The organism is Acinetobacter sp. TG2027, from assembly GCF_000302435.1.
GTDB lineage: Bacteria > Pseudomonadota > Gammaproteobacteria > Pseudomonadales > Moraxellaceae > Acinetobacter > Acinetobacter pittii.
In genome coordinates this window covers 277,205-304,132 of sequence record NZ_AMJN01000053.1, presented here as the reverse complement: position 1 = coordinate 304,132, position 26,928 = coordinate 277,205, and the positions used below count along the sequence as shown (strand labels likewise).

26 protein-coding genes are annotated in these 26,928 nt (G+C 37.5%); 7 read left to right on the top strand and 19 right to left on the bottom strand.

The window, feature by feature from the left end:
- Positions 1–129: 129 nt before the first annotated feature.
- Entirely contained in the window at positions 130–1,401 is a 1,272-nt protein-coding gene (locus B806_RS0115575) for a sigma-54 dependent transcriptional regulator (protein ID WP_017386907.1), read from the top strand.
- Between the two features lie 69 nt (positions 1,402–1,470).
- Positions 1,471–2,382, top strand: a complete 912-nt coding sequence (locus B806_RS0115570) for a bestrophin family protein (protein WP_017386906.1) — start codon at positions 1,471–1,473, stop codon at positions 2,380–2,382.
- A 47-nt stretch (positions 2,383–2,429) separates the two neighbouring features.
- On the opposite strand, the gene B806_RS0115565 is transcribed toward B806_RS0115570, so the two are convergent.
- From B806_RS0115565 to B806_RS0115540, 6 genes are read right to left on the bottom strand one after another with little or no spacing between them, the layout of a single operon-like run.
- Positions 2,430–3,488 (bottom strand): 2,3-butanediol dehydrogenase, encoded by a 1,059-nt coding sequence (locus B806_RS0115565; protein WP_017403209.1) that lies wholly within the window; start codon positions 3,486–3,488, stop codon positions 2,430–2,432.
- Between the two features lie 29 nt (positions 3,489–3,517).
- On the bottom strand, positions 3,518–4,303 hold the full coding sequence (locus tag B806_RS0115560; protein ID WP_017386904.1) for an acetoin reductase: 786 nt from the start codon (positions 4,301–4,303) through the stop codon (positions 3,518–3,520).
- A 26-nt stretch (positions 4,304–4,329) separates the two neighbouring features.
- Entirely contained in the window at positions 4,330–5,733 is a 1,404-nt protein-coding gene (lpdA, locus tag B806_RS0115555; RefSeq protein ID WP_017386903.1) for a dihydrolipoyl dehydrogenase, read from the bottom strand.
- Between the two features lie 10 nt (positions 5,734–5,743).
- On the bottom strand, positions 5,744–7,282 hold the full coding sequence (locus tag B806_RS0115550) for a 2-oxo acid dehydrogenase subunit E2 (protein ID WP_025466032.1): 1,539 nt from the start codon (positions 7,280–7,282) through the stop codon (positions 5,744–5,746).
- A 1-nt stretch (position 7,283) separates the two neighbouring features.
- On the bottom strand, positions 7,284–8,303 hold the full coding sequence (locus tag B806_RS0115545) for an alpha-ketoacid dehydrogenase subunit beta (protein ID WP_001133053.1): 1,020 nt from the start codon (positions 8,301–8,303) through the stop codon (positions 7,284–7,286).
- Positions 8,304–8,316: 13 nt separating this feature from the next.
- The gene (locus B806_RS0115540; RefSeq protein ID WP_001177517.1) at positions 8,317–9,279 is read right to left on the bottom strand and encodes a thiamine pyrophosphate-dependent dehydrogenase E1 component subunit alpha; all 963 of its coding nucleotides are present in this window, start codon (positions 9,277–9,279) and stop codon (positions 8,317–8,319) included.
- Between the two features lie 362 nt (positions 9,280–9,641).
- Here B806_RS0115540 and lipA point away from each other — a divergent pair, with 362 nt between their 5' ends.
- Positions 9,642–10,628 carry a lipoyl synthase gene (gene lipA, locus B806_RS0115535; RefSeq protein WP_017386901.1) on the top strand — a complete coding sequence of 329 codons (987 nt, stop codon included), beginning with the start codon at positions 9,642–9,644 and terminating at the stop codon, positions 10,626–10,628.
- A 156-nt stretch (positions 10,629–10,784) separates the two neighbouring features.
- A complete protein-coding gene (locus B806_RS0115530) occupies positions 10,785–11,924 on the top strand; it encodes a hypothetical protein (RefSeq protein WP_017386900.1) in 1,140 nt (379 codons plus the stop codon).
- A 48-nt stretch (positions 11,925–11,972) separates the two neighbouring features.
- On the opposite strand, the gene B806_RS0115525 is transcribed toward B806_RS0115530, so the two are convergent.
- Positions 11,973–12,725 (bottom strand): iron-containing redox enzyme family protein, encoded by a 753-nt coding sequence (locus tag B806_RS0115525; RefSeq protein WP_017403208.1) that lies wholly within the window; start codon positions 12,723–12,725, stop codon positions 11,973–11,975.
- A gap of 320 nt (positions 12,726–13,045) precedes the next feature.
- Here B806_RS0115525 and B806_RS0115520 point away from each other — a divergent pair, with 320 nt between their 5' ends.
- Positions 13,046–14,275: a GGDEF domain-containing protein gene (locus B806_RS0115520; protein ID WP_017386898.1), complete on the top strand. Its 1,230-nt coding sequence runs from the start codon at positions 13,046–13,048 to the stop codon at positions 14,273–14,275.
- A gap of 242 nt (positions 14,276–14,517) precedes the next feature.
- Here the strand turns inward: B806_RS0115520 and B806_RS0115515 are convergent, their stop codons facing one another.
- The 8 genes from B806_RS0115515 to B806_RS0115480 form a co-directional block, all read right to left on the bottom strand.
- The gene (locus B806_RS0115515; protein ID WP_017401713.1) at positions 14,518–15,234 is read right to left on the bottom strand and encodes a hypothetical protein; all 717 of its coding nucleotides are present in this window, start codon (positions 15,232–15,234) and stop codon (positions 14,518–14,520) included.
- A gap of 330 nt (positions 15,235–15,564) precedes the next feature.
- Positions 15,565–16,656 (bottom strand): chorismate synthase, encoded by a 1,092-nt coding sequence (gene aroC / locus B806_RS0115510; RefSeq protein WP_002113712.1) that lies wholly within the window; start codon positions 16,654–16,656, stop codon positions 15,565–15,567.
- Between the two features lie 12 nt (positions 16,657–16,668).
- A complete protein-coding gene (gene prmB, locus B806_RS0115505) occupies positions 16,669–17,676 on the bottom strand; it encodes a 50S ribosomal protein L3 N(5)-glutamine methyltransferase (RefSeq protein ID WP_002113580.1) in 1,008 nt (335 codons plus the stop codon).
- A gap of 236 nt (positions 17,677–17,912) precedes the next feature.
- Positions 17,913–19,118, bottom strand: a complete 1,206-nt coding sequence (gene trpB / locus B806_RS0115500) for a tryptophan synthase subunit beta (RefSeq protein WP_017386896.1) — start codon at positions 19,116–19,118, stop codon at positions 17,913–17,915.
- 36 nt (positions 19,119–19,154) lie between these two features.
- Complete coding sequence (locus B806_RS0115495; RefSeq protein ID WP_002113937.1) at positions 19,155–20,342, bottom strand: VWA domain-containing protein; 1,188 nt, start codon at positions 20,340–20,342, stop codon at positions 19,155–19,157.
- 15 nt (positions 20,343–20,357) lie between these two features.
- Positions 20,358–21,209: a MoxR family ATPase gene (locus tag B806_RS0115490; protein WP_002113662.1), complete on the bottom strand. Its 852-nt coding sequence runs from the start codon at positions 21,207–21,209 to the stop codon at positions 20,358–20,360.
- A gap of 29 nt (positions 21,210–21,238) precedes the next feature.
- The gene (locus B806_RS0115485) at positions 21,239–21,625 is read right to left on the bottom strand and encodes a hypothetical protein (RefSeq protein ID WP_017386894.1); all 387 of its coding nucleotides are present in this window, start codon (positions 21,623–21,625) and stop codon (positions 21,239–21,241) included.
- The gene (locus B806_RS0115480; protein WP_005069366.1) at positions 21,618–21,923 is read right to left on the bottom strand and encodes a YcgL domain-containing protein; all 306 of its coding nucleotides are present in this window, start codon (positions 21,921–21,923) and stop codon (positions 21,618–21,620) included. The genes B806_RS0115485 and B806_RS0115480 overlap by 8 nt, the downstream gene beginning before the upstream one ends.
- Positions 21,924–22,386: 463 nt before the next feature.
- Here B806_RS0115480 and B806_RS0115475 point away from each other — a divergent pair, with 463 nt between their 5' ends.
- Complete coding sequence (locus B806_RS0115475; RefSeq protein WP_002113596.1) at positions 22,387–22,551, top strand: hypothetical protein; 165 nt, start codon at positions 22,387–22,389, stop codon at positions 22,549–22,551.
- A gap of 71 nt (positions 22,552–22,622) precedes the next feature.
- Here the strand turns inward: B806_RS0115475 and B806_RS0115470 are convergent, their stop codons facing one another.
- The 3 genes from B806_RS0115470 to B806_RS0115460 all read right to left on the bottom strand — a co-directional run bounded on the left by B806_RS0115470 (position 22,623) and on the right by B806_RS0115460 (position 24,352).
- Positions 22,623–22,958, bottom strand: a complete 336-nt coding sequence (locus tag B806_RS0115470; RefSeq protein WP_017386893.1) for a hypothetical protein — start codon at positions 22,956–22,958, stop codon at positions 22,623–22,625.
- 178 nt (positions 22,959–23,136) lie between these two features.
- A complete protein-coding gene (locus B806_RS0115465; RefSeq protein ID WP_014206661.1) occupies positions 23,137–23,403 on the bottom strand; it encodes a hypothetical protein in 267 nt (88 codons plus the stop codon).
- Positions 23,404–23,500: 97 nt separating this feature from the next.
- On the bottom strand, positions 23,501–24,352 hold the full coding sequence (locus B806_RS0115460) for a LysR family transcriptional regulator (RefSeq protein ID WP_017386892.1): 852 nt from the start codon (positions 24,350–24,352) through the stop codon (positions 23,501–23,503).
- A 118-nt stretch (positions 24,353–24,470) separates the two neighbouring features.
- On the opposite strand from B806_RS0115460, the gene B806_RS0115455 reads away from it, so the two are divergent.
- Positions 24,471–25,145 carry an NAD(P)H-dependent oxidoreductase gene (locus B806_RS0115455; protein ID WP_079380953.1) on the top strand — a complete coding sequence of 225 codons (675 nt, stop codon included), beginning with the start codon at positions 24,471–24,473 and terminating at the stop codon, positions 25,143–25,145.
- A gap of 462 nt (positions 25,146–25,607) precedes the next feature.
- Here B806_RS0115455 and B806_RS0115450 read toward each other — a convergent pair whose 3' ends face one another.
- The gene (locus B806_RS0115450) at positions 25,608–26,732 is read right to left on the bottom strand and encodes an HRDC domain-containing protein (protein ID WP_017386890.1); all 1,125 of its coding nucleotides are present in this window, start codon (positions 26,730–26,732) and stop codon (positions 25,608–25,610) included.
- Positions 26,733–26,928: the final 196 nt, after the last annotated feature.

Genomic DNA, 26,928 nt, shown 5'->3' with positions numbered 1-26,928 from the left:
AAATAAATAATAAATATAAAAATCAAATATTTAAAACAATAATTTGAATTAAATTTAGAAAACAAACTCAACTTGATGTTCCTTTGAAACTCAAGTATGTTTCAATGAAACGATTGTGAAACACATGAAATGGCAAAGTTAAATTTTCAGTCAGAACAAGATTTTTTTACTTTATTTGAGCAATTAAAAGCTTTATTCCCAAATGCGAGTCTATTTTTAGCAGATACATCTACTCAAGCAATTCACTATAAATTTAATACAGATGACATTTCTGTTGAGAGCATGGCAGCGCTTACTCAAGATCATCATAATCAGTATCTCGAAGTTAATACTCCTAAAATGAGAAAGCGATTTATCTATCAGGAAAATGATATTTACATCGCAGAGAATCGCATTATCGGGAAATTGCATATTCTACAGCCTGTTGGCATAGAGAATTATATTGTTGATCAAGTAGAGCTAACAGAACACTTACAAGACTTAGCCAAAGTTTTTAATAGTTGCTCACCAGAAATGGCTCGTATGTTTTCAATTATTCAAAGAGTGGCAATTACTGAGTTTCCAGTGCTCGTACGCGGTGAATCTGGTAGCGGTAAAGAACTTGTGGCAAAAGCAATTCATGATTATAGCCAACGTAAAAATAAGATTTTTGTAGCGATTAACTGTGCAGCTCTTAATGCCAATATTCTAGAGAGTGAACTTTTTGGACATGTGAAAGGTGCTTTTACGGGAGCAATTCGTGACCATAAAGGCGTTTTTGAACGTGCCGCAGGCGGAACACTGTTTCTGGATGAAATTGCCGAGATTCCTTTAGAGCTTCAAGCTAAATTATTACGGGTGTTAGAAACAAGTGAATTTACTCCTGTAGGTGGTGAAAAACCGATTCAAGCCAATGTCCGAATTATTACCGCAACACATAAAGCTTTACGCGAAGAGGCTAAGGCTGGGCGTTTCCGCCATGATTTACTCTACCGTTTGCGTGTGATTCCAATTTTTATACCACCACTCAGAGAGCGTAAAGTCGATATTCCTCTCATTGTCGATCAGATTTTAAAAGAAAGCTCCACTCAACTCGACACAATGCCTCGCCATGTTAATCAAAAAGCCATGCAAATTTTATTAAACTATGACTGGCCAGGAAATGTTCGTGAGTTAAAAAACACCCTCCTTTATGCGTTAACCATGGCAAATGGTAAAGATGAAATTGAGGTCGAAGACTTACCAAATGAACTCTTAAATGCTGAAGATTACGTTAAATTACCCGAGACAAATACAGAGCTTAGTCCTGAAAATGTACAAGCAGCTTTAGAAAAATATAACCATAACCTGAATATGGTCGCGAATATTTTTGGAATTAGCCGCACTACTCTTTGGCGATACAGACAAAAGCATAAGCTTTAGCTAGGTATTTGGCTCGTCTAAGGCGTATCATATTGCACTAGGTTAGGTTCGTTAGTTCAAAGGCTTTATATGATTGTCCGCGATAAAAGCAATGTATTTAAATTATTATTTGCTTGGAAAGGAACAATTTTGCCGAAGGTTTTACCTGCACTGAGTTTTGTTGTACTTATTTCAGCATGTGTAGTCTGGCTCTCTTATTATCATTGGATTCAAATCCCTACCGTACCTGCGATTGGATTTACAATATTTGGTGTGATTCTTTCGATTTGTACGGGTTTTCGAAATAATGCGTGTTATGACCGATGGTGGGAAGGTCGCAAACTTTGGGGTGCACTAATTGCCAATGCTAGACATATTGTTAGAGATAGCCATGTTCTAACCAATGAACAACGTGAACATTTAATTCATCAGGTCTTAATTTTTAGTAATTTACTGCGTGATCGTTTACGTCAACAAACAGTCGAACCCACAAAATTTCTTGAACATGCCTATTTAAATAATTCTTCACTTAATTATTTAAATGAGCATATTAATGCCCCTCAGTTTGTACTCGAAAATATTCAAAAAGATTTAGTTAAAATACTAAAAGACGGCGAAATTAGTGACATTATCTATAGCACCTTAAATCGACATATTGTTGAGCTAGGCAATATTCAAGCAGGTTGTGACCGTATTGCTGGGACACCTTTACCCTACTCATATTCAGTACTTTTACACCGTGCCGTTTATTGTTTCTGTTTCATATTACCGTTTAGCCTTGAAGCAGCTCTAGGTATTTGGACACCGCTTATTGTCGGCTTAATTGCTTATATGTTTTTAGGTTTAGATGCCCTAAGTGCTCAAATTGAAGAACCTTTTGGTTTGCAAGAAAATGATTTACCGCTCGATTCAATTGTACGTTTGATTGAACGTGAGTCTCTAAGCTCTTTAGGACAGCCATTGCCGCCTATTATTGAAGCTCAAAACAACAACTTACTTTAATAAAAAAGAGCGAATCATCGCTCTTTTTTATAGGATTAAGTATCTATTTATGGATGTACGATAATCTTAACGGCTGACTCATTGTTATGAATTAAGGTTTCAAAACCTTGTGAAATCAAATCATCAAGTTGAATGCGCTGCGTAATAAAAGGTTCAAGATTTATTTTACCTTCTTCGACCAGTTTAATGGTTTCTTGATGGTCATTTACATAGGCAATTGTGCCTCGTACATCAAGCTCTTTCATCACTACACTATGCACATTAATTGATGCTGGATGGCTCCAAATCGAAACTATAACAATCACACCTGTTGGTTTGACTGCCGCGACCAAAGTATCTAACACCTTGTTAACGCTACTACATTCAAACGCAACATCAACACCATCGCCATTAGTAATTTTCATAACCTCAGAAACAACATCAACTTCTGACGGGTCTAAAATATAATCTGCAACTCCCGACTCTTTGGCTTTTTCTTTACGTTTTGCACTTAGCTCAGTAATGATGACCTTAAGCCCTTTCGCTTTTAAAATTGCCGAAAGCAACAAACCAATTGGACCTGCACCACCAACCAGTGCAATGTCACCAGCCTTTGCACCACTGCGCACATAGGCATGATGACCTACCGATAACGGTTCAATTAAGGCCGCCTGATCCAGTGGAATTTTATTGGAAATTGGATGCACCCAACGGCGTTTAACCGCAATTTTCTCCGATAAGCCACCGCCACGACCGCCTAAACCAATAAAGTTCATATTTTTGGAAAGATGATAATTATAGCCCGGTCCAGTCGGCACATCATCGGCCACAATATAAGGCTCTACGACGACATGTTGACCAATTTCAATATCATCAACCCCTTCACCAACTGCATAGACAACACCTGAAAACTCATGTCCCATGGTAATCGGTGCAGATTCACCTGAAATAGGATGCGGATGCCAACACGGTGGAATAAAAATTGGCCCTTCCATAAACTCGTGTAAATCTGTACCACAGATTCCACACCAAGCCACCTTGATACCTACAGTGCCGGGAGTGACTTCTGGTTCAGGGATATCTTCAATACGAATATCGCCTCTGTCATAAAAACGTGCTGCTTTCATTATTATCTCCCTCAAATCAGGATGTTGTTTTAGCGATAGACGATTCCGCCGTCTGTTAAAATAGATTGACCCGTAATATAGTCCGAATCTTCACTTGCCAGAAAAGCAACTAATGCGGCTACATCGTCTGGTGTTTGGGCTCTACCTAAAGCAATACCTTCCACATACTTTTTATAAGTTTCACCAATTGCGGCACCGGTAATTTCAGCAAAACGTTTATCTATTTCCACCCACATATCAGTTCCGACAATTCCGGGGCAATATCCATTTACTGTAATACCGTGACTAGCATATTCTTTTGCCGCAGCTTGGGTAAGTGCTCGTACCGCAAATTTGGTTGCCGAGTAAATACCGAGTAAAGCAAACCCATCGTGGCCTGCAATTGAGCAAGCATTAATGATTTTTCCTTTATGTTGACGTTGCTTAAATTTTGCAGCAGCAGCCTGTATTCCCCACAGCACGCCACCAATATTAATATCAACAATTTTTTGGAATTCATCAGGTGTGATATCCGCAATCGCTTGAACTTGTGCAATTCCAGCGTTATTAATCATGACATCAAACCCACCAAGTGTCTGCTCAGCATGATTTATAGCAGCATACACTTGCTCGCGGTCACTTACATCAGCAATAAATGTGCTCGCATTTACACCTAAAGCCTTAATTTCCTGCTGCACATCATTCAGTCGATCTTGTTTCATATCAACTAATGCAATATGTGCCCCTTCTTGCGCCAAGCGCAGGGCAATCCCACGGCCAATGCCTTGAGCTGCCCCAGTCACTAAAACGACTTTATTTTTTAATCCCTTAACCATGTTCAACTCCTGTAAATGTAGAATTTCTACATATGAATCGCTCGTTGCATTGAGGCCAAAATGGACTCATGCATGGCTTCTGATAAGGTTGGATGTGGGAAAATCACTTGAGCTAAACTTTCATCAGTTGCTTCTAGATATTTGGCAATCGCAAAGCCTTGGATATGTTCAGTCACTTCATGGCCTACCATATGTGCACCAAGTAATTCACCCGTTTCTGCATGAATAATAGTTTTCACAAAACCTGACGCATCTCCAATTGCTAAAGCTTTACCATTTGCAGTTAAAGAAAACTTGCCGATTCGTATAGGTAGATTCTTAGCTTTTGCTGCATTTTCCGTTAAACCAATACTCGCCACTTGTGGATGCGTAAAAATACAACCAGGTATCTGGCTACGGTCGAGTGAATGGACGTTTGCTACACCAGCGATTTTCTCGACACATATCATGGCTTCATGGCTTGCTTTATGGGCAAGACACGGTGCACCAGCCACATCACCGATGGCATAAAGCCCTGCTACATTGGTTTTACAATAGTCATCAATTGCCACAAAACCTTGTGGGTTGAGTTCTACACCTAAACGTTCTAGTCCTAGCCCCGTGGTATTAGGCTGTACACCAATTGCCGAAAGCACGCGATCAAAAACAAGCATTTGAATATCATTTGCCGTTTCAACCACACAGTGGACTTGCTCATTTTCAATCTGAATACTTTGAACGACAGCATCGGTTAAGACTTTCATACCTTTTTGTTCAAATTGTTTTCTGACAAATTGGGCAACCTCTGCATCTTCAGTAGGTAAAATCTGCTTGGCTAAATCAATTAATGTCACCTGACAACCCAAGTCTTGATAAAGACTAGCAAACTCACTGCCAATCGCTCCCGAGCCTACAACCAATAAGCTTTTTGGTAACTGCTCGGGAACCAGTGCTTCTTTATAGCTCCAGACATATATTCCATCGACAGGAAGCTGAGGAACATGTCGAGCTTTAGCTCCAGTTGCCAAAATAATATGGGGTGCGCTCAAAGCCTGACTGTTACCTTGAGCATCTGTCACTTCAATTTTTTCTTTCGCGGTAAGCTGAGCACGACCATTAAAAACCGTCACCTGATTCTTTTTAAGTAAATAATCGATGCCTTGTACTAACTGAGCTGACACTTGGCGGCTATGTTGCACAAGCTTTTGAATATCAAAATCGAGTTGCGATACCTGAAAACCAAACTGTCCTGCATGTTTAAACTGGGTTGCGAGCTCTGCACCTGCAAGCAAAGCTTTAGTTGGAATACAGCCCCAATTTAGACAAATTCCACCTAAATGTTGCTCTTCTACAATTGCGGTTTTTAACCCGAGCTGGGCTGCACGAATTGCAGCCACATACCCACCCGGTCCCGCGCCAATCACAATTAAATCAAATTGAGCTTCTGACATGCGGGTTCTCCTACACCAAAATTAAAGCAGGGTTTTCAACAAACTGCTTAAAGCTGGCCAAGAATTTCGCCCCAACTGCGCCATCAATGACACGGTGATCACATGACAACGTCGCTGTGACAATCTCACGAACCACTACATTGCCATTTTCAACAACAGCACGTGATTCAGAAGCACCTAATGCCATAATTGCACCTTGCGGTGGATTAATAATGGCGTCGAACTGCTTAATGCCTAACATTCCTAAATTTGAAATGCTAAAGCTGCCGCCCTGAAACTCTTCAGGTTGTAACTTGCCAGTCTTAGCACGGGTTGCCAAATCACGCATGTCATCAGAAATTTGTGCTAAAGACTTCTGATTTGCAGCTTTCACAATGGGTGTAATTAAACCGTTTGGAATCGCTACGGCCACCGAAATATCCGCTTGAGAGAACTGTAAAATTGATTGAGTCGCTTCATCAAATTGAACATTCACCTCAGGTACTTTAATTAGTGCCGCAGCAGCAGCTTTAATTAGCATGTCATTAATTGAAAGTTTCACTTGTGGAACCGTTTCATTAATCTGCTTACGTAATTTTTGCAAAGCCTCTACGTTGAGATCGACCACTAAGCGGAAATGCGGTGCATTACGTTTTGCAGCTTGTAAGCGTGAAGCAATCGCTTTACGCATCCCACTCATCGCCACAGTCGTAATTGTCGATTGTGGTTGAGCAACAGTACATTGAGTCGATTGTTCATTTACCAACGTTGGGTTATTACGATAGTAAACTGCTTCAACATCTTCTTTACAAACACGGCCACGAGTACCTGAAACACGGCAGTCATTTAGGTTAATGTCCCACTGCTTTGCTAAACGACGTGCTACAGGTGTCGCTAAAACTTGGCTATCATCGGCTGTAGATTTAAACACTTTAGCTTGAGTTTGCTGTTTAATATCAGGCCATTGACCACCAGCAGCCTGTACAGCTTTCTGGATGTCTTGAACACTAATACGTCCTTCACGACCAGAACCCGTGATTTTTGCCAAGTTTACATTGTGCTTTTCTGCAAGCTTTAACGCATGTGGTGTTGCAAAAAAATCATCAGATGTTTGATAGCCTTGTAATGACTCTGGTACAGCGTAATCACCTTTAGCTACCTTTACAGGAACTGGAGCGCTAGCTGTTGAAGTCTGTGGCTGTTCTGCTTTTTCAGCAACAGGTGCAGATGTTTCCGCCTTACTTTGCTCCGAAGATGCTTCCGAGGCTTTAGCTGCTGAACCACCTAGTGAGGCAATAAACTGCTCAATTTCTGCATTAGAAACTTCACTATCAGCACATACGGCAATAAGACCACCGACGGGTAAAGTATCACCATCTTTCGCTAAAATTTTACGGAGCGTTCCAGCAAAAGGCGCTTCTAATACATTGACGATTTTTGTGGTTTCAATTTCACAAATTTCATCGCCCTTATTAAAGCTATCACCCTCTTTAATCAACCATTGGGCGATCGTGCCTTCTTCCATGGATAATCCCCATTTCGGGATCTCCAGCGTTTTAATTTCGCTCATCCTAAGCCTCCAATGTTTTTCGCACAGCTTGCTCAATACGCTCTACACTTGGAATCCATTCTTTTTCTAAAACCGGAGAGAATGGAACAGGCGTATGTGGTGGCGTTACGAGTTCAACAGGTGCTTTTAAATAGTGGAAACCTTTTTGCGCGATCAGTGCAGCCACATCATGACCAAAGCCACAACGTGCAGCTGATTCATCGACAATAACCACACGTCCAGTCGACGCAACAGACTCTAAAATTCCTTCTTCATCCAGAGGTGAAATTGTGCGAGGGTCGACCACTTCAACCGAAATGCCATCTTTTGCTAGTTTGTCTGCTACTTCATTGGCACGGTGTACCATCAGGCCTAAAGCAATAATGGTCACGTCTGTCCCTTCACGGGTGTAATTTGCTACACCAAAAGGAATAGTATAGGCATCATCTGGAACTTCACCTTTAATGTCATAAAGCATTTTATGCTCACAGAACACCACAGGGTCGTCATCACGAATGGCCTGAATTAATAGCCCTTTCACATCATATGGGCTAGATGGAACCACAACTTTTAAGCCCGGAACCGCGGCAAATACGTTATATGGTGACTGAGAATGCTGGGCTGCCGCAGAAAAACCTGCGCCAATCATGCCACGTACAACCATTGGCGCTTTTGCTTTTCCGCCAAACATATAACGGAATTTAGCGGCTTGGTTATAGAGCATGTCATGACACACGCCATAGAAATCCATAAACATTAAATCAGCAACAGGACGTAAACCTGTTGCAGCAGCACCAGCGGCCATACCGATAATTGCAGACTCAGTAATTGGGGTATCAATAACACGTTCCGAACCAAACTCTGTCCATAAACCTTTGGTTACGCCCAATACACCACCGAAACCTTCTAACTGGTTTTCTTCAGTGTTTTTACCGCCGTGCCCACCACGAACATCTTCACCAACAACAAATACGGTTGGATCACGGCGCATTTCTGATTCAATGGCTTCTTTAATTGCATTACGAAAACTTTTATTTGGCATCTTTACTATTCCTTTAGTAAGAGACATAGACGTCAGTAAGGAGTTGTTCTGGTTTTGGGTATGCCGCAGCACGAGCTTTAGCAACGGCGTCATCAACATTTGCCTTTGAAGCTGCATCAATCTCGTCTAGTTTGGCTTCATCAATTTTGCCTTTAACTTTTTCGCGGAAAATTTTCAAAGGATCTTTATTTTCTTTGATGAACTCGACTTCTTCTTTAGAACGAATCAAGCCAGGGTCACCTTCGAAGTGGCCATAAAAACGGTTTGTAATGGTTTCAATCACACTTGGACCTTCACCACGACGTGCGCGTTCAATGGCAGTTTGAGCGGCTTCATAGACGGCAAAGAAGTCTGTACCATCAACTTTAACTGCAGGTAAACCAAAACCTGCTGCACGACCAGCAATGTCCTTACTTCCTACAGCGTAATCATGACCAGTACCTTCACCAAAACCGTTATTTTCGAAAACGAAAATTACTGGAAGTTTAAGCACAACAGCCATATTCATCGCTTCAAAAGTAAGGCCTTGGTTTGAGCCACCGTCACCTGTAAAAGACAGTCCGACACCACCAGTCTTTAAGGTTTTCGCTGTCAACGCCGCACCAATGGCCAAAGGAGGTCCACCACCCACAATCCCGTTGGCACCGAGCATACCTTTGTCTAAATCGGCAATATGCATAGAACCGCCTTTTCCACGGCATAGCCCGTCATCTTTACCGAAAATTTCCAGCATCATGGCGTGAATGTCACAGCCTTTTGCAATACAGTGTCCATGTCCACGGTGTGTTGAAGTGATATAGTCTTTGTCGGTTAAATTTTCGCAAATCCCGACTGCTACAGCTTCTTCACCACTGTATAAGTGAATAAAGCCAGGAATATCACCATTGGTATTTTCTTCGTGAAGTCGATCCTCAAATTCACGAATATCACGCATGCGTTTATATGCTGCGAGTAATTGCTCTTCCGTTAATTGCATATCCTTTTCCTTTATTATCTTGATTATTAAAAATCAACCAAGTTTCAGCGAGAGTTATATATTTCGCTATAAATAATAAAGCTCAATTTAATTTAATATGCTATTAGACTAAAAAGTTTTAAATGGCTTTTATGGTTATTATTTTTTATTTTTCAAAAACTTGCACAACAAAAATAAAATTAAAAAATTTTAATACATTTCATTGGCTTGTAAAACAAACCTTTAGCCAACCTTTATTAATTTATAATATTAGCTGTGTACTACGCTCATTAATAAACTCCATATTCTTTATTTAAATTATAAGGATTTTTATTATATAGAGTCTAGTTGAAAATTATTTAATATAAAATGGAATTTTATATATGGACTTAAAAAGGCAAATAGAAACTGGTATTAAATTAAGAGGAGCGGATAAAGTTGCTCGCATTCCGATTAAAATTTTACCTACAGAAGAGTTACCCACTAAACCGGATTGGATTAGAGCCAAAATAACCGATTTTGAAGAAATTAAACGCATAAAAAATTTACTGCGCCAACAGAAGTTACACAGTGTTTGCGAAGAAGCGGCGTGTCCCAATTTACCGGAATGTTTTGGTGGAGGTACGGCAACATTTATGATTATGGGTGATATCTGCACTCGTCGCTGCCCATTTTGTGATGTCGCTCATGGTCGTCCAAAACCGCTAGATGAAGATGAACCTAAGCATTTGGCAGAAACAGTCGCAAATCTAAACTTAAAGTATGTCGTGATTACCTCTGTAGACCGCGACGATCTACATGATGGCGGTGCTGCACATTTTGTAAAGTGTATTGAAGAAATTAGAAAACGTTGTCCAGAAACATTGATTGAGATTTTAGTACCAGATTTTCGCGGTCGTTTAGAGACAGCGCTTTCAACTTTGAGCTTATCTCCTCCAGATGTGTTTAATCATAATATTGAGACGGTTCCTCGTTTATATAAAGCGATGCGCCCCGGTTCAGATTATCAACATTCGCTTGAGTTACTTAAACGCTTTAAAGCATATTGTCCCGATATCAAAACCAAGTCTGGCCTGATGGTTGGATTAGGAGAAATAGAGGCTGAAGTGCTTGCCCTACTCAACGATTTAAAAGACTATCAAGTCGATCTTGTCACGATTGGTCAATATCTTCAACCTTCAAAATCACATGCGCCTATTCATCGGTTTGTAAATTTACAAGAATTTGAACGATATACCCGACACGGTAAGCGATTAGGTTTTAAAAATATTTGGAGTGCACCTATGGTTCGTTCTAGCTATTTTGCTGATCGACAATATTTCGGAGAAGAAGTGCCAAAGACTTTCAGCCGACAAGATGTCTTATCTTAATGATTAGGCAATTAACAAAACTTATCCAATAGGATAATGGTCAAGACTTATAAAATTATTTAAGGTAAGGAGATAACTAGGAAATAGTCACAATAAGAAAGTTATAACTGTTGAGCGGCTACGGATACGCCATTTCAATGATAAAGGAATTTCGATATGGATATGTCAGAACAATTATCATCGCCTTTAATAGACACTAGTCCGTCCTTATTTCGGTCGGAATCCTCATCTCATTCTAAACAATTAGGAAAAAAACCATCACTTGACCTTGAAGCAGCACCTTTGTTTGATCTGGGTGAGGAATGGGAACACTCATTATTTGGTCGTTCGATTCACGAGTGCCATCGCAACTTAATGCATATTGCCGAAGATGCCGATATGGCCATTGGTGTGACTGATTCTCATGGTACTCTACTTTGGACATGGAGTAGTCACCCTATGCGCTCATCGGCTGAGCAAGTACACTTTGTTGAAGGTGGACAATGGTCTACTCAGGCTGTAGGTCAAAATGCGATTGGTCTAGCATTAAATACACATTCTGCAAGCTGTGTTTACTCACACGAAAACCAGATGAATAGTGTCAGAGACTGGGTCTGTTATGCAGCACCGATTACAGATACAAATACAGGTCAGTTTTATGGAATTATGAATTTATCGACCAAATATCAAAAACATAATTCACTTGGAGTTTTAGCAGTAGAGCGTTGTGCTGACATTGTTAAACAAGCAATTCAACTTCATCAGAAAAATATCTTATATATTAAAGCTTTCGGCACTCCTAAAGTTCAATATAACCAACACAGCCTTACATTGACTCAACGTCAAATTGAGATTCTGTGTATTTTAACTCTTTGTCCCGAAGGGATTAATCTTGAAGAACTTCACTATGCTTTATATGGTGATCGGCCTGTAAGTACTACCACTTTAAAAGCAGAACTTTCTCAACTCAGAAACTTAATACCTGACGTTATCGAGTCGCGACCATATAGACTTAACTGCGAAATTCAATGTGATTTTTTAATGGCCGAACAAGCCTTAAACCTTGGTTTTACATCAACTACGCTTACACTCTATAGAGGGAGTTTCTTAGCTAAATCAGAAAGTCCTTTTTTATGCGCATGGAGAGATTGTTTTGATGCTCGTTTGAGTCATGTGATTTATCAAATTGAAGATATTGATCAATTATTGCGAGTAGTCAGTCGTGTACCAGACCGTGTAGATGCTGTTGAACGTTTACTTGAATTATTACCCGAAGAAACACCTTATCGAACTAAACTCTTAAAGTTGCTCGAATAAAATAAAAGGGAGAATATCCATACAATATTCTCCCTTTTTAAGGCTAGATCAAGCAGAGACTTGAAGCTGTACCCTATAACAGTCGTCCAAAGCTAATTCATAATATCGCAGCCCTTCTTCAGCAGCATGAAATGCTTTTTGCTGCCAGTCAGGACGGTCATTACATAAGCGCTTAATCAGCTCCATAGCTTCATAAGGATGAAGATCATCATAATGTGCATGCGCGCGTAACCAAGCTAAAGAACGTTTATCAATCGTGACTTCAGGATGATTAGTATAAGTATGAATCCCTTTATACACCTGAATAGACCAATCTCCAGTTGCCCATTCAATCGCCAAATTTGTTGCAGCCAGACATTCTGCCAAATTGCCTCGATGACTCATATTCCATAGAAAATGGTTTACAGCATTCATAGCAGCGGGTGGTCGTACGCAATCAAGTTCTTCAACTGTTAAGCCAAAACCTCCAGCCCAATCGCGATACCATTTTAAGTGTCGCTCTTCTACCTTAATATTTTGAATTAACCAATCTCGCGCTTCAGTAACTCCCGGTTCAGAAAATCCAGTCGCTTTCCCCAATGCTCCAGCCATATATGACGGGAAATGGGCGACTAATGGATAGAAATTAAGTAGAGCATAACGGAAACTATCTAGGCTCAATCCCCCATTGGCCATTTCCGTAAAAAACGGATGTTTACTCACCCGTTCTTTAGCTGGTAACAGGTCGTCCCAGAACCGTTGTGACCATCCATTATGCGGCGTAATTTCTAAATTCATTCCATATTGATTTAGAGCAGTCATTGCTAATTTTCCTATTTATATGACAGCAATCATCTGTATTTCACGCTATAAGTCTATCCGAAAATGATAAAGATACAATCGTTAATCGACCATTTGTAACTTTTTTCGATGGATTGGGGAACTTTAGATAATTATTAGGCTAATCATTGAAATGTCGTGATTTTTATCACATTTAACATAGATAAAAATCATTACTTTTTTAAAAAATCTGTATTATTATTTTGAATAAACCACACATTATATAATCAATATTTTTAGATGGAACTTTACTTAAAATAAGTCTCATTTTATGACAACTTCCAATATAGAGAGCATTAATTATGAAGTTGCAGGGTTCCAATATATTGGGACAGGAACAAATAGATTTATTAACCACACGAGGATTAAACTTTGTATGGTTTCCAAAGCAGCTTGAAACGATTTACCGTTTTCAATACCAAAACGGTGCTGCCTATGAGTTCCGCTATAGAGCGCCTATTATTTTAATATTATATATATTTTTAAGCTTTGGTATATATCAAGTTTTACCAAGTGAACAAGTTTTATCCTGGTTTAGCTATTATTCTTGGGTTGGTGTAATTGTTCTTATCGCTTGGATTTTATCATTTATTAAAAAATTAAATCAATATTTTGATTATTATGTAGGAGTTGGCTCGGCTTTAGCGGTAGCAATTACTTTTATTTTAATTAACGTTATTGAGAATGGACAAGATAATGTTCTTTTTCATGCTGCCATGATGTATGCAATCGTTATTATTTATGGTGCTGTTGGTATGCGCTTTTATACCGCCATATTTGCTGGATGGATGGGAGGACTAGTTGGAATTTTAGTAAGTAACTACTTAAATGGTGTGATCGACTGGACGTTCTTAAACCGAACTTACACTTTTAGTAGTTTTTTGGGAATGACCCTCGCCTATGCAACGGACCGTCAACATCGAGAAAACTATTTACAGAACTGTATGATTGAGCTGAACCGCATTGAGCTCATGCAACAAGCGCAGCAGTTATCCTTACTTTCGCAGCAAGATGCACTTACTGGTTTAGCCAATCGACGTTATCTAGATGAAACCTTGGATAATGAGTGGCGCCGTGCATTACGACACGAAACCCCACTCACTATTATGATGGTCGACATCGATTATTTTAAAGCCTACAATGATACGCTAGGACATCTCAAAGGTGATGAATGTTTAAAGGAAATCGCTATTGCTATTTCTTCTATTGCTGCTCGTAGTGGAGATTTAGTTGCTCGTTATGGTGGTGAAGAGTTTTTACTACTATTTCCAATGACAAATTCTCAGCAAGCTTTGATACAAGTAGAACGTTTAATGAATGCGATTAATAAAATTGCGATTAAACACCCATGTAGTGATGTTTCACCACATGTCACTATTAGTGTAGGAGTCGCAACCACAATTCCACGTCTAAACGATTCTATTTCTGCTTTTGTGGCACGAGCTGATCATGCATTATATAAAGCAAAAACCAATGGACGTAATCAATATAAGATTGCTGTAAATGAAGAACAAATTGTAGATTTGACTTAAAATGGAAAATAACTATTGAGGATAACTTTTGGCTAGTGATTACATTATTTGCTTTTGATATTAATCTTTTGAATTAAAATAATGAAAGAATTCTCTATTTAGCTTTTCCATCCGTGGTAAAGCTAAAATGTAATCTAGATTTAATATGTACTAGATATTGTTGTTTAGTTCTTAATATTAAATTAAGAATGGTTTAGTTAAGATTAAAACATACCTACTCTAAGCTAAAAAATTCCAGTTCATCAGAATTCTCCTTTTAACTTCTTCCAAAGTTTATTTATAAAATAGAGCAATAAGTTTTGCTCCATCCTTGGAGGTGTTGTCTGAACAACTTCATTTGAAAACGGCAATATCGAGACAATATTCTCATGTATCGTTTCATAGTTCGGATAAGCCTCTTTTTTAATAATCTCTATAATTTTTTGTATTTCATCTACAGATAAGTTCAAGAATTTTTTAATTTCTTGGACTGTCTTTGATTCAATAGATAATAAAGCACAAACTCTAGTGACATTAACAATCTGCTCTGCATGAATATTTTTAAAGTTTGGATAACAAACAAGTTTGTATAGAATTTTTGTCTCAAACGGATCTGTAGCAGTTATATTTTCTATTCGTTCTCGATAAGATTTTTTAAAATATTCATTATTTTCAATTTCTAATAAAATTTTTAAAAGCTCCTGATACCTTAAGGGCCTCTTTAATCCATATTGATAACCTTTTAAAAGCTCAGGGTTATTACTTAATACAATTTTAATTTTTTTAGGAATAAGAATATTTGTATAGCCACTGTCTAAATCAATAATATATATATCTGGATTATCATCACTATATATCCAGTTTTCAGATAGCTGAGAGGATAAAGATAAGTCATGAATAACTTTTATCATTGCCTCTAAGTTTTTAGGCAATAGTTTATCCTTTGACATACAGCCAATTCTATATGTACATTGATTCATTGATATTTCCCCAATTTCAATGATGACTTTGAAAATTATTTGTTTAAAGTAATAAAATTTAAATATTTAATAAACTTATATAAAACTAATTTGAATAAAATTAGTTTTAAGATATAAATATCTTGAGTAAGTATAAAATTAATAAGACTTTAATTTCTTACTTAAGCAGATAAATATATTCAGAAATAAATCGCGGGTATTATATTTATATAGAGATTATAAGACAAGGAAATAATTTAAAATTTAATAGAGCCGAATATGATAAAAAAATTAAAGCCCCCAAGTTTAAGTTAAATATGGGGGCTTAATTTACTATAGTCAAAATTATGACTATGGTTCAATTGGTGCAAACGGTGGAACAACATCTGCATTTTGTGCACGATGGCGTAGGAAGTGATCCATTAGGACAATAGCCAACATTGCTTCTGCAATTGGAGTTGCTCGTACACCTACACATGGGTCATGACGACCTTTAGTTAACACATCAGTATCTTCACGGCTTAAATTAATCGTTTTACCTGGTGTTGTAATACTTGCAGTAGGTTTTAATGCAATGGCAACTCGAATCGTCTGACCACTCGAAATACCGCCTAAAATACCACCTGCATGGTTCGCTAAGAAGCCATTACTCGTCAACTCATCACGTGTTTCATGACCAAACTGCCCAGCAACTGCGAAACCATCCCCGATTTCAACACCTTTAACCGCATTAATGCTCATCATGGCATGAGCAATGTCAGCATCTAGACGGTCAAAAACAGGTTCACCCCAACCTACAGGAACTTTTTCAGCTAAAATTTCTAGCTTAGCCCCGCAGCTTGTGCCTTGTTCACGTAAAGACGTAACCAATGCTTCAAAACGAGGAACAGCATCTACATCACCACAGAAAAATGGATTATTTGGAACTTCATTCCAATCCAGTTTTTCAGCAACTTCATTACCAATTTGTGTGACGTGACCGCGAATCAATACACCAAATTTTTCTGCTAAATATTTTTTAGCAATAGCACCTGCTGCAACACGCATAGCAGTTTCACGTGCACTCGAACGACCGCCACCACGATAATCACGGAAACCATACTTTTGTGTATAGGTGTAGTCCGCATGACCCGGTCTAAAAGTCTGAGCAATATTGCCGTAATCTTTCGATTTTTGGTCAGTATTACGAATGAGTAAACCAATTGGCGTACCAGTAGTTTTGCCCTCAAACACACCAGAAATAATTTCAACCTGATCAGGTTCTTTGCGCTGAGTCGCAAATTTTGATGTACCCGGCTTACGGCGGTCCAGATCTTTTTGTAGATCTTCTTCGGTTAACTCAAGACCAGGTGGCACACCATCAACAATTGCCATTAAGCCAACGCCATGAGACTCACCACATGTCGTTACACGAAAGAGTTGTCCAATACTGTTCCCTGCCATATGTACAACTCCTTATGCTTGTTGCTGTTCAAATAGTTTTCTATAACGACGACATTGTTCTGCGGTTAAAGCAAAAATGCCAGAACCACCTTTTTGGAAAGTAAGCCAGTTGAAATCAATCGTATTGAAGTTCTGACGCATGGCCCATTCAGAGTTACCCACTTCAATGACAATTAAACCATCTTCAGTTAAATAATCTGCTGCTTGAGCAAGCATTTTACGCACGAGGTCTAAACCGTCTTGGCCTGCTGCCAATGCAAGCTCAGGTTCGTGTAAAAACTCTTCCGGTAAGTCAGCCATATCTTCGGCATCAACATACGGAGGATTACTTACAATTAAATCGTACTGGTTTTCAGCTGGAATCTTGGCAAATAAATCAGATTCAAGTAACGCAACTTGATATTGCTTATTGTGGTGTTCAACATTAATCGATGCTACTTCTAAGGCTTCTTTAGAGATGTCCGTTGCATCCACTTCCGCATCTGGATATGCATAAGCCAAAGCAACAGCAATACAACCAGAACCTGTACACATATCTAAAATACGCTGTGGAGTTTTAGGTTTTGCATTTTCTGGCAGGTTGTTAAGTGCTTCACGCATTTGACCATTTTCATCTAAGCAATATGGTGCAAAGCGCTGTTCAATTAATTCAGCAATTGGTGAACGCGGAATAAGTACGCGCTCATCCACATAAAATGGCTTATTAAAGAAGTAAGCTAAATTTAATAAATAAGAAGTCGGAATACGGTCATTAATACGACGTTCTAACAAACTTAAGAATTCTGCTTTTTCACTTGGCAAAAGCTTAGCATCTAAAATCTCTGAGTCTGCTGACCATTCAAGAGATAAGGTTTGTAAAACTAATGCAGAACTTTCTGCAAAATAATCTTCAGTACCTTGTCCTAAATGTGCATCATGTTGACGTAATGCTGATACCCCAAAGCGAATAAAATCTCGAATTGTAGATAAATTTTCAGCAGCTTCCTGTAAATGTTCAGGGCTAATCGTCGGTCGCTCCACTTAGGCGTCTCCAAAGGCAAATTTTGCAAAGTGACTATTCTACTGAGTGAGACAAAGCAACGCAACGCTTTGCCTTGTGAAGCAGTGTTTTACACACCTATCTCTAACAATCACAGCTTAAAATCAGAATACTTTGTTTTAATTAAAAAATAATGAACTTTCAACAAAGGATAGATTTCGTCTATGAAATAAAAAAGCGGTCTTTAAATATTGACCGCTTTTTGTGTTTAGTTGGTTTAAAGCTTAAGTTTTTCTGCCACATAATCCGAATCTTTGTCTCCACGACCAGAAAGATTAACCACAATCATGGTTTCTTTCGACAGCTTTGGTGCTTCTCGTATTGCCCATGCGACAGCGTGTGAGCTTTCAAGCGCAGGAACAATTCCTTCTACACGAGATAAGGTCATAAAAGCATCCAAACATTCTTGGTCAGTTGCAGTGCTATATTCCACACGGCCTAAATCTTTTAAGAAACTATGCTGTGGCCCAACACCAGGATAGTCCAATCCTGAAGCAATAGAATGCACGGGTAACGGTTCACCAGCTTCATTTTCAAGCACGTAACACGCCATACCATGAATTTGACTTGGTTTACCTAAGGTTAAAGTTGCCGAATGCATGTGAGTTTCTAAACCATGTCCTGCTGGTTCAACCCCAACCAATTTCACATCCGAATCATTTAGAAATGCTGTAAAGGCACCGATTGCATTTGAACCGCCACCAACACATGCGACAACATAATCTGGGTTTTTACCAAAACGATGATGCGTCTGCTCTTTAATTTCATTACCAATAATCGATTGAAAATCTCGAACCATTTTTGGAAATGGATGTGGTCCAACCACAGAACCAATTGCATAAATAAAGTTTTTAGGGTCTTTTAAATATTCTTCAAACGCGCTATCTACAGCATCTTTTAAAGTTGCTGTACCACGTGTTACTGAAACTAAATGAGCACCCAAAATTTTCATTTTGACCACATTAGGGTGTTCTTTTTCAATATCGACTTGTCCCATATGAATTTCACATGGAATACCAACTAAAGCACAAGCCGTTGCTAAAGCAACGCCATGCTGTCCTGCACCAGTCTCAGCAATGACTTTCTTTTTGCCCATATATTTGGCAAGAAGAGCCTCACCTAAACAGTGATTAATTTTATGGGCACCCGTGTGATTTAAGTCTTCACGTTTTAAATAAATTTGTGCACCGCCTAACTGCTCAGAAAGACGTTTTGCGTGAAATAAAGGACTTGGACGACCTACATAATTTGTAAAGAGGTCTGATAGTTCATTTTGAAATTCCGGTGTATGGCGAATTTTCTCATAAGCAACATTAATTTCATCCATTGCTTCTTTTAAATGCGGAGGAATAAATTGGCCTCCATATTCACCAAAAAATCCCTGTTCATTTGGCAAAGCAATACCATTAATTTGATGTTGCATATCATCCCTCTTTTTAAATTATTAAAGTTATCAAGTTTATCGAGAAAGGTAGCGTGTTAAGTCCTCAATGCCTTTTAAGGTCATTGGATACATATGGTTTTCAAAAATCTCTTTAATCCAACCAATGGTTTGAGTGTAATGCCAATACCCTTCAGTTTCAGGGTTTAACCATGCTGTTTTATCAAAATGTTGACGTAGGCGACGTAACCAAACCTCACCTGTTTCATCATTCATATATTCAACCGAGCCACCTACCGATTTCAGCTCATACGGTGCCATACTGGCATCACCCACCACAATTACACGATAGTCGCGTCCGTAAGTATGGAACAGATCCCATGTATTCATGCGGGTTGCTGTTCTTCGGTAGTTATCTTTCCAAACATAGTCATAAAGACAGTTATGGAAATAAAAGTATTCGAGTGTCTTAAACTCACTTTTAGCAGCACTAAAGAGTTTTTCGCATTGGGCAATGTGTGCATCCATCGAACCACCCACATCAAACAACATGAGTACTTTGATTCGATTGCGACGCTCTGGCACCATCTGAACATCCAAGATACCTTGTTTGGCTGTTTCTCGAATAGTTCCATCAACGTCTAACTCTTCAGCTGCGCCTTGGCGAGCAAATTTGCGTAAACGTCGTAACGCAATTTGCATCTGACGAGTTCCAAGAACTTGGTCATCATCTAGATTTTGGTATTTCCGCTGTTCCCAGACTTTAACCGCCGAACGTTTACGCCCCGGCCCACCAATTCTGACGCCTTCTGGATGGTCACCAAAAGCTCCAAAAGGTGAAGTTCCACCTGTGCCAACCATACGGTTACCACCTTGGTGTTTCTTATGCTGTTCGCGTAAACGCTCTTCTAGCATTTTCATTAGTTCTTCTAAAGAACCTGCTTTTTGAAGTTCAGCTCTTTGCTCTGGTGTTAAATGCTTTTCGAGAAGTTCTAAATCGAACCAGTCTTTTGGTAATTTATGAACTTGCTTAAGCAACTCATCGATATCAAAAGTTTCAATGCCATCAAAGTAATCTTTCATGGCACGATCAAACTTATCAAAAAATCGCTCATCTTTAACTAAAATAGTTTTAGCAAGCTGATAGAACTCTTCTTGGTCGGCAAAAACCAAACCTTCACTCACCGCACGGTTTAGATCAATGAGTTCACGAGTGGTAACTGGAACACCATATTTACGTAAGGTGTAAAATAACCGCACAAACATGGGTTACTCCCTCCCTTAACGTCGAGACATGAAAGCCAAGCGTTCGAGAAGTTGTACATCTTGCTCGTTTTTGATGAGAGCACCATATAAAGGTGGAATAGCTTTAGAGGTATCTCGATTACGTAATACATCTTCAGGCATATCATCTGCCATGAGTAAGCTTAACCAATCAATTAACTCAGAGGTTGATGGTGGTTTCTTCAAATTAGGAATTTCACGTAGTTTAAAGAAAACCTGTAAAGCTTCGTTTACTAGTGTTGCAGAGATATTTGGGAAATGAACCGCAATGATTTCTCGCATTGTGGCTTCATCTGGAAACTCAATATAGTGGAAGAAGCAACGACGCAAGAATGCATCTGGTAATTCTTTTTCATTATTTGAAGTAATAATTACAATTGGGCGTTGCGTTGCCGTAATTGTTTCATTCGTTTCATAAACATAAAAAGACATTTTATCGAGTTCATGCAACAAGTCATTTGGAAACTCGATATCGGCCTTATCAATTTCATCAATTAATAATACGCAACGCTCTTCACTGGTGAAAGCTTCCCATAATTTACCGGGTTTAATGTAGTTCTTAATATCGTAAACTCGGTCATCACCTAACTGGCTGTCTCTTAAACGAGAAACTGCATCATATTCATACAACCCTTGCTGCGCTTTAGTTGTAGATTTGATATGCCAAGTAATCAGTTTTAAACCTAAACTTTGTGCTACTTGTTCAGCAAGTAAAGTTTTACCCGTGCCCGGCTCACCCTTAATCAGTAAAGGTTTTTGCAAAGCACGAGCTGCTTTTACAGCAAGCTTAAGACTATCAGTCGCGATATATTGATCTGTACCGGTAAAATGTTGGGTATCAGCAGACATGTAAAGACCTTATTTTTCTATTTCAATGGTTAGATGGAACGCATGCTTTTGTTTATTGAATATTTTGACCAACAATATCCAATCACCAAACCTAGACCAACTACAAACAGAATTAAAGATAAATTTGACCAAATTAACGGACTGTCTTTAGTTAAAACGCCAAAAAGGAGTCCAAAAATAGCCGGTGCTACAGATGCATTCGGTCCTTCAGACACTGTTGGTGTAACTAAAATAGCAAATACAATCAGCCAGCTAATTGCACCAAAGGTGGTAGGAAGACGGCGCATTAATCGCCACCAACACCACAAAGCAATAATAGCGCCTATTCCATAAGCTGTTAAAGCAATAACACCTTCAGGAATAACATCCAAAAAAGAGAATAATTGATTCATTATTCCAGTTTGATCTTCACGCACCACGTAAGCCCTCTGGTTCAACTGCATTCGGGTTAATTAACCCTTCTGGCGGCATCTGAATAAAGAAACCTTTTGTTTGTAATGAGTCTAAAACATGTAAAACATTAACACGCGCCAATTTACGTGTTGGAGCCAACTCTAAATGCATGACAAACGTTGCACGACCAAACGCTTGTAAAACAGCTTCAGGAACATTTTCAAACGGATCAGCTTGTTCCGTATTGTCAGGATAGTTTGGACGAGCAATATACATGTACATTTCATCTTTTTTGCTCGATCTATAAATATCACAGTGCATTTCAAATCAACTCTTTAACTAAGGACAGCATACATGAAAAAAAACGACACACACACGCAGGTTTGTTTACGCATCAGTCGTTTTTTTAATTCTTGAGAAATATTAACCTACAACATTGATTAAGGTCGATAATAACTTTGTTCCAAACAGGAGTTAGATTTCATAAAAACAATATAAGTTTTTGATTTTAAATATTAAAATATAAAATCTATTTTATTAAAATAAAAGCAGTTCTTGGATTTTAAAAAAGTATTCATCATCAAAGATTTGATAATAGTGTTCTTGCAAGATTTATACTTAAGCTATCAAAATAATAAATTTCTTTTTCACCTATTTAAGAATACACACTTGAGTAAAACTTTTAACTACTTCACTACACATCACCAGACGTTACTTAACTCGTTTAATAGCGAGATATGTTTCAATAATAAGTATCTTGTTCATAGATATGGAGGACGAAATTATGCCTCGTGGTGATAAAACTGCTTATACAGCAAAGCAAAAACGTCAAGCCAAACATATTGTTGAGAGTGAAGTAGATAGAGGCCATTCTCAAGAAGAAGCCGAACGAATTGCATGGTCTACCGTCAACAAACAAGATGGTGGCGGTAAGAAAAAGTCCCATTAATATATAAAAATAAATACTTCTTTAGCCCAAACTAAAGAAGTATTTTTTATTTAAGGACATGTTAATTTTTTCTAGAAGACGCGAGAGCTTTTTATATAGTCATCGCTTACTTGATTTAAGGCACTCAAAATAGCGCTATCATCTTGACTTAATAAAGCCTCATTAAGACTTTCCATATAAGCGATGAGTTGGATTTTAGAAGTATGGGCAAATTCGGTCGTTACAGCTTCATCTTCATATAAGATTACATAACTACGTGCAAAACCGTAGATTAGGTAAACTGCTGCTTTTTCTTTTGTATCTTGAGATTCTTTAAGAGACTGCTCACATGCATTTTTTAAGTCTTTAAATGCATCTGTACCAGTAGATTGATTTTTGAAAGATAAAAGTATTGTTTGGAAGTTCATATCCATATTCCACTTAAAAAGTAAAGCTACAGAACAAGATAGAACCTGTCAAATAAAATCCTGATTAATATAAATTTAATTGTAAATAAATTTATATTTAACTTCATTTAAATCATGGAAAAACATACAGTAAAAAACCACTCTTTTTTAAGAGTGGTTTAGTTAAAACAATCATTCATTAGAAGCTTATTTCAATTGTAATCGTAGTACCGGAGTGCTCAATATCAGTTGAGACATTAAAACCTCTGCTTCTAAGTTCCTCTTCAACCAGTGTAAGATGATCAGGACTTATAGCATCCACAGGAAACCAGAAAGTTGCTTTTCGCTTCCCCTCTTTAGATTCAGACTCAGTACCAGTTAAAATTTTTTCCAATATGACGTCTTGATTTATTTTAAAGTTTTTAGCGTTTTGACGAGCTTGTTCAGCATTAAAGTTGTTAAGCATATTTATCTCTCTAATTATTAATTTATCTAATTTTATAGCATAAAAAGGCTATATAAGTTTTAGTGTTATGTAGTTAAAACTAATCAGAGATATAAGTTTATTGATTGAATAAACTTTCTACCCATTCAATAAATTTTCTGGCATTTCTATTTTTAAGATCTTCCTTATTTGGAATGTAGTAACATAGCTTTGATTGAACGGCTTTAGTTTTAAACTCCTGTAAAAGATTCGCCTTAACAAACCTTTGGGAAAGTGTAGTAGAACAAAATACTAATCCATTGGCAGATAAAGCCTCATGTATCCCAAAAATTTCCTGATCAAATTTCTTAATTATCACCTTCTTTGGGTTCCATTCATTTTTCTCAAGCCAAGCCTCTAGTGGTGGGCTTGGTAACGTCTTATTTTTCCATTCTGTCGTAAATAAAGTTATTGGTTCACTAGAGCATTTAAGCAGATCAAGTTTGGATGAACCAAATACATTAAAAGACTCATATTTAACGATATCTTGAGACGGGACAAAAGATACGTCACCATAACGAATAGGTAATGTATATAAGTGATTATCTAAAGTTTCGCCTGTAGAAAACTCAACAGATATATTGGGATGCAATTGATAAAATTCATTTATTGAAGGAATTAGCAGCATTGCAGCTAGTGAAGACGTACTAGCGACTCTTACTAAGTTTCCATTTACTGTTATTTCATCTAGTGCATCTTCAATTTTACGAAATCCTTCAGAGATTGCTCCAGCAAGTCTTTGCCCTGTCGTTGTAAGGGTTATTTTCCTTACCTGTCGATGAAATAAATCAACATTTAATCTGCTTTCTAGATTCGCAACATGATGTGAAATTGCAGTCGGTGTAAGCGAGAGTTCTTCAGCAGCCAACTTAAAACTACCCAATCGAGCGGCTGATTCAAATGCTTTAAGTGCTTGCAAAGAAACTTGCATGCTTCCTCCCCATTTACATTTATGAATGAATTAAAATCATCTATAAATGTAATTTTCTCGTTTGTCTACTTATGTTTTAAAACTCAAAATAAATTAAATCCTAATCTTTCTGGAATTAATGATGAGTAAAATATTACATATAGATGCTAGTGTCAGAGCTGCGATTAACCCCAACCCAAATCACAATTCTATTTCAAAAAATATTGCCAGTCGGTTGATCAACTCTTGGAAACAACAATTGCCTATAGATGAGTATATTTATCGTGACGTAGGAATGAATCCACCACCCTTTATTAATCAAGACTGGATTGATGCTGTATTCACACCTGACAATAAAAGGACCAAAGCTCAACGTGATGTTTTATCTATATCAGATCAATTAATAGCAGAAGTTTCGAGCTCAGATATTCTTGTAATTTCTTCACCTATGTACAATTACGGCATGCCTGCTCAACTGAAAGCATGGTTTGATCAAATTATTCGTATCAATAAAACCTTTGATTTTGACCTAGCTCGTGGAGACTTTCCCTTACAACCTCTTTTAGCTGGAAAAATTTTAATTATTATCACTTCCAGCGGTGAATTTGGGTTTGAGAAAGATGGGATTCGGCATGATATGAGTCATCTTGTACCCCACATTCGTACACTGAGCAAATATTTAGGCGTAGAAAAAATTTATGAAATTACTTCTGAGTATCAAGAGTTTGGAGATCATAGGCATATAGAGTCATTAGAAAATGCTTTTCAAAAAGCGGAAGAAGTTGTTTCTAAACTTGCTGATTCATTTAGATAATATCTGTAGATTTTAATACTCATTTTTAAATTTTATAAATTAAGTTACTTTAACTAGGCCATATCATTAAAAATAAAAAAGCCTACCCAATTGGGTAGGCTTTTCATTTCTGCACCGAAACAAACTTATAGTTATATATTATATAAATTGAAGTTGTTTTTCTTAAATCCAAGAATATACAGACCTGTATGTTTAATCAATTGAATTTTTCTCATTATATAAGTTAATTTAATTCATTATTGAAATTTCAAATTATATTTACTTTATTACATTATTTTATGAATTTCATAAATTTAAATAATTATTTAGATAAACTACAGAAAATCTATTTTTGTATACTTAGATATTATAATTAGCACATTTTAAATAATAATTAATTAAAAATTTAACAGAATGATTATGCTTTAGTTAAAAAGGCTCATCATATGATGAGCCTTTAAATTTCTAATTATTTATTGCATTTTAAATAGATAAACTTTGTTTTTCTTCTTGAAACAATTGGATTAATGGTTGCGTTAATAACTCATAACGCCATCCTAACAGATAGTCGGGTAAATCCTGTTCATCCCCTTGAGATAAAACATGTTGATGAATGGCGTTTAACCATTTTTTTCTCAGCAACACTTCTTTAGGAATAGAAGTCTCATTTATTGCATGAGCAAGCACCATATCCATTTTATTTAAAGTCTCTTTAGACGTAATCTTAAATGGTTTTGCAATCTTTGATGGCCATTTGCTTTCGACTGGCAAATCTTTAAGAAGTTCTAAAATCGTTTTGCCGTACTCGCGAACCACATTTGGACGAATATCTTTCACTTGCGATAGTTGAAAGCTATTGCGTGGGTTCTTTTCAACCATATCAATCATAGTTGAGTTTCTAAGAATAAAACTACGTGGCTGATTCGTTGCTTTTACAATGTATTCACGCCATTCGCTTAAATTTTGTAGCTGCATTAGCTGACGACGTGAGTGACGATAATTTCCCACATCGGTATATAGTAATTCGTTAGGGGTTTCACTAATGATTTCTTTAGTTAGACTACTACAGTCCTCAAGAACATAATTATAAAGCCCTTTCTGCTTAAGCTGCTCTTGAATATGATGAGCTAACTTCATTAGATACAAAACATCGTTAGCAGCATAACAAAGTTGTTGAGGCGATAAAGGTCTAGCTAACCAATCAGATCTGGTTTGATCTTTTTCAATATCAATATCAAGACAAAGTTTTAAAGCACCTTGGTAACTCACCTGCAGGCCATGACCTAAAAAAGAAAGACCCACTTGAGTATCAAACACATTAAGCAAATCTTCTTGATCAGCATAATGATAGATTAAATCAATATCTTCTCCACATGCATGAAAAATGTTTTGCTGTGCGAGGAAGATCTTTTTCCAAAACTGGCTTAGATCTAATGAAACACCATCCAACAGATAGACATCACCATTTACATTGACTTGGCATACTCCAAGTTTAGGCCAGAGTGTGTCAACCTTAATAAATTCTGTATCAAGTCCATATATTGAACATTGATCCATTTTTTGAAGAACATCAACCAATTCGGTTTGCTGTTGGATAAACTGAAACATGCTTTCTCAAGTATTGCAAAGAGTGCTTTAAACTCTGGTATATATAACATAGAAGCAGAAAAATGCCACTTAAACCTTTATGAATACTCTATTTTTGAACAATTTTTCGAAAATAGATAACTTTTTGATCTTTTATTTGTACTTTTGAAATTTATCTCCAAATGTTCTTTATTTAAAATTTATAAGATCTTTTTCA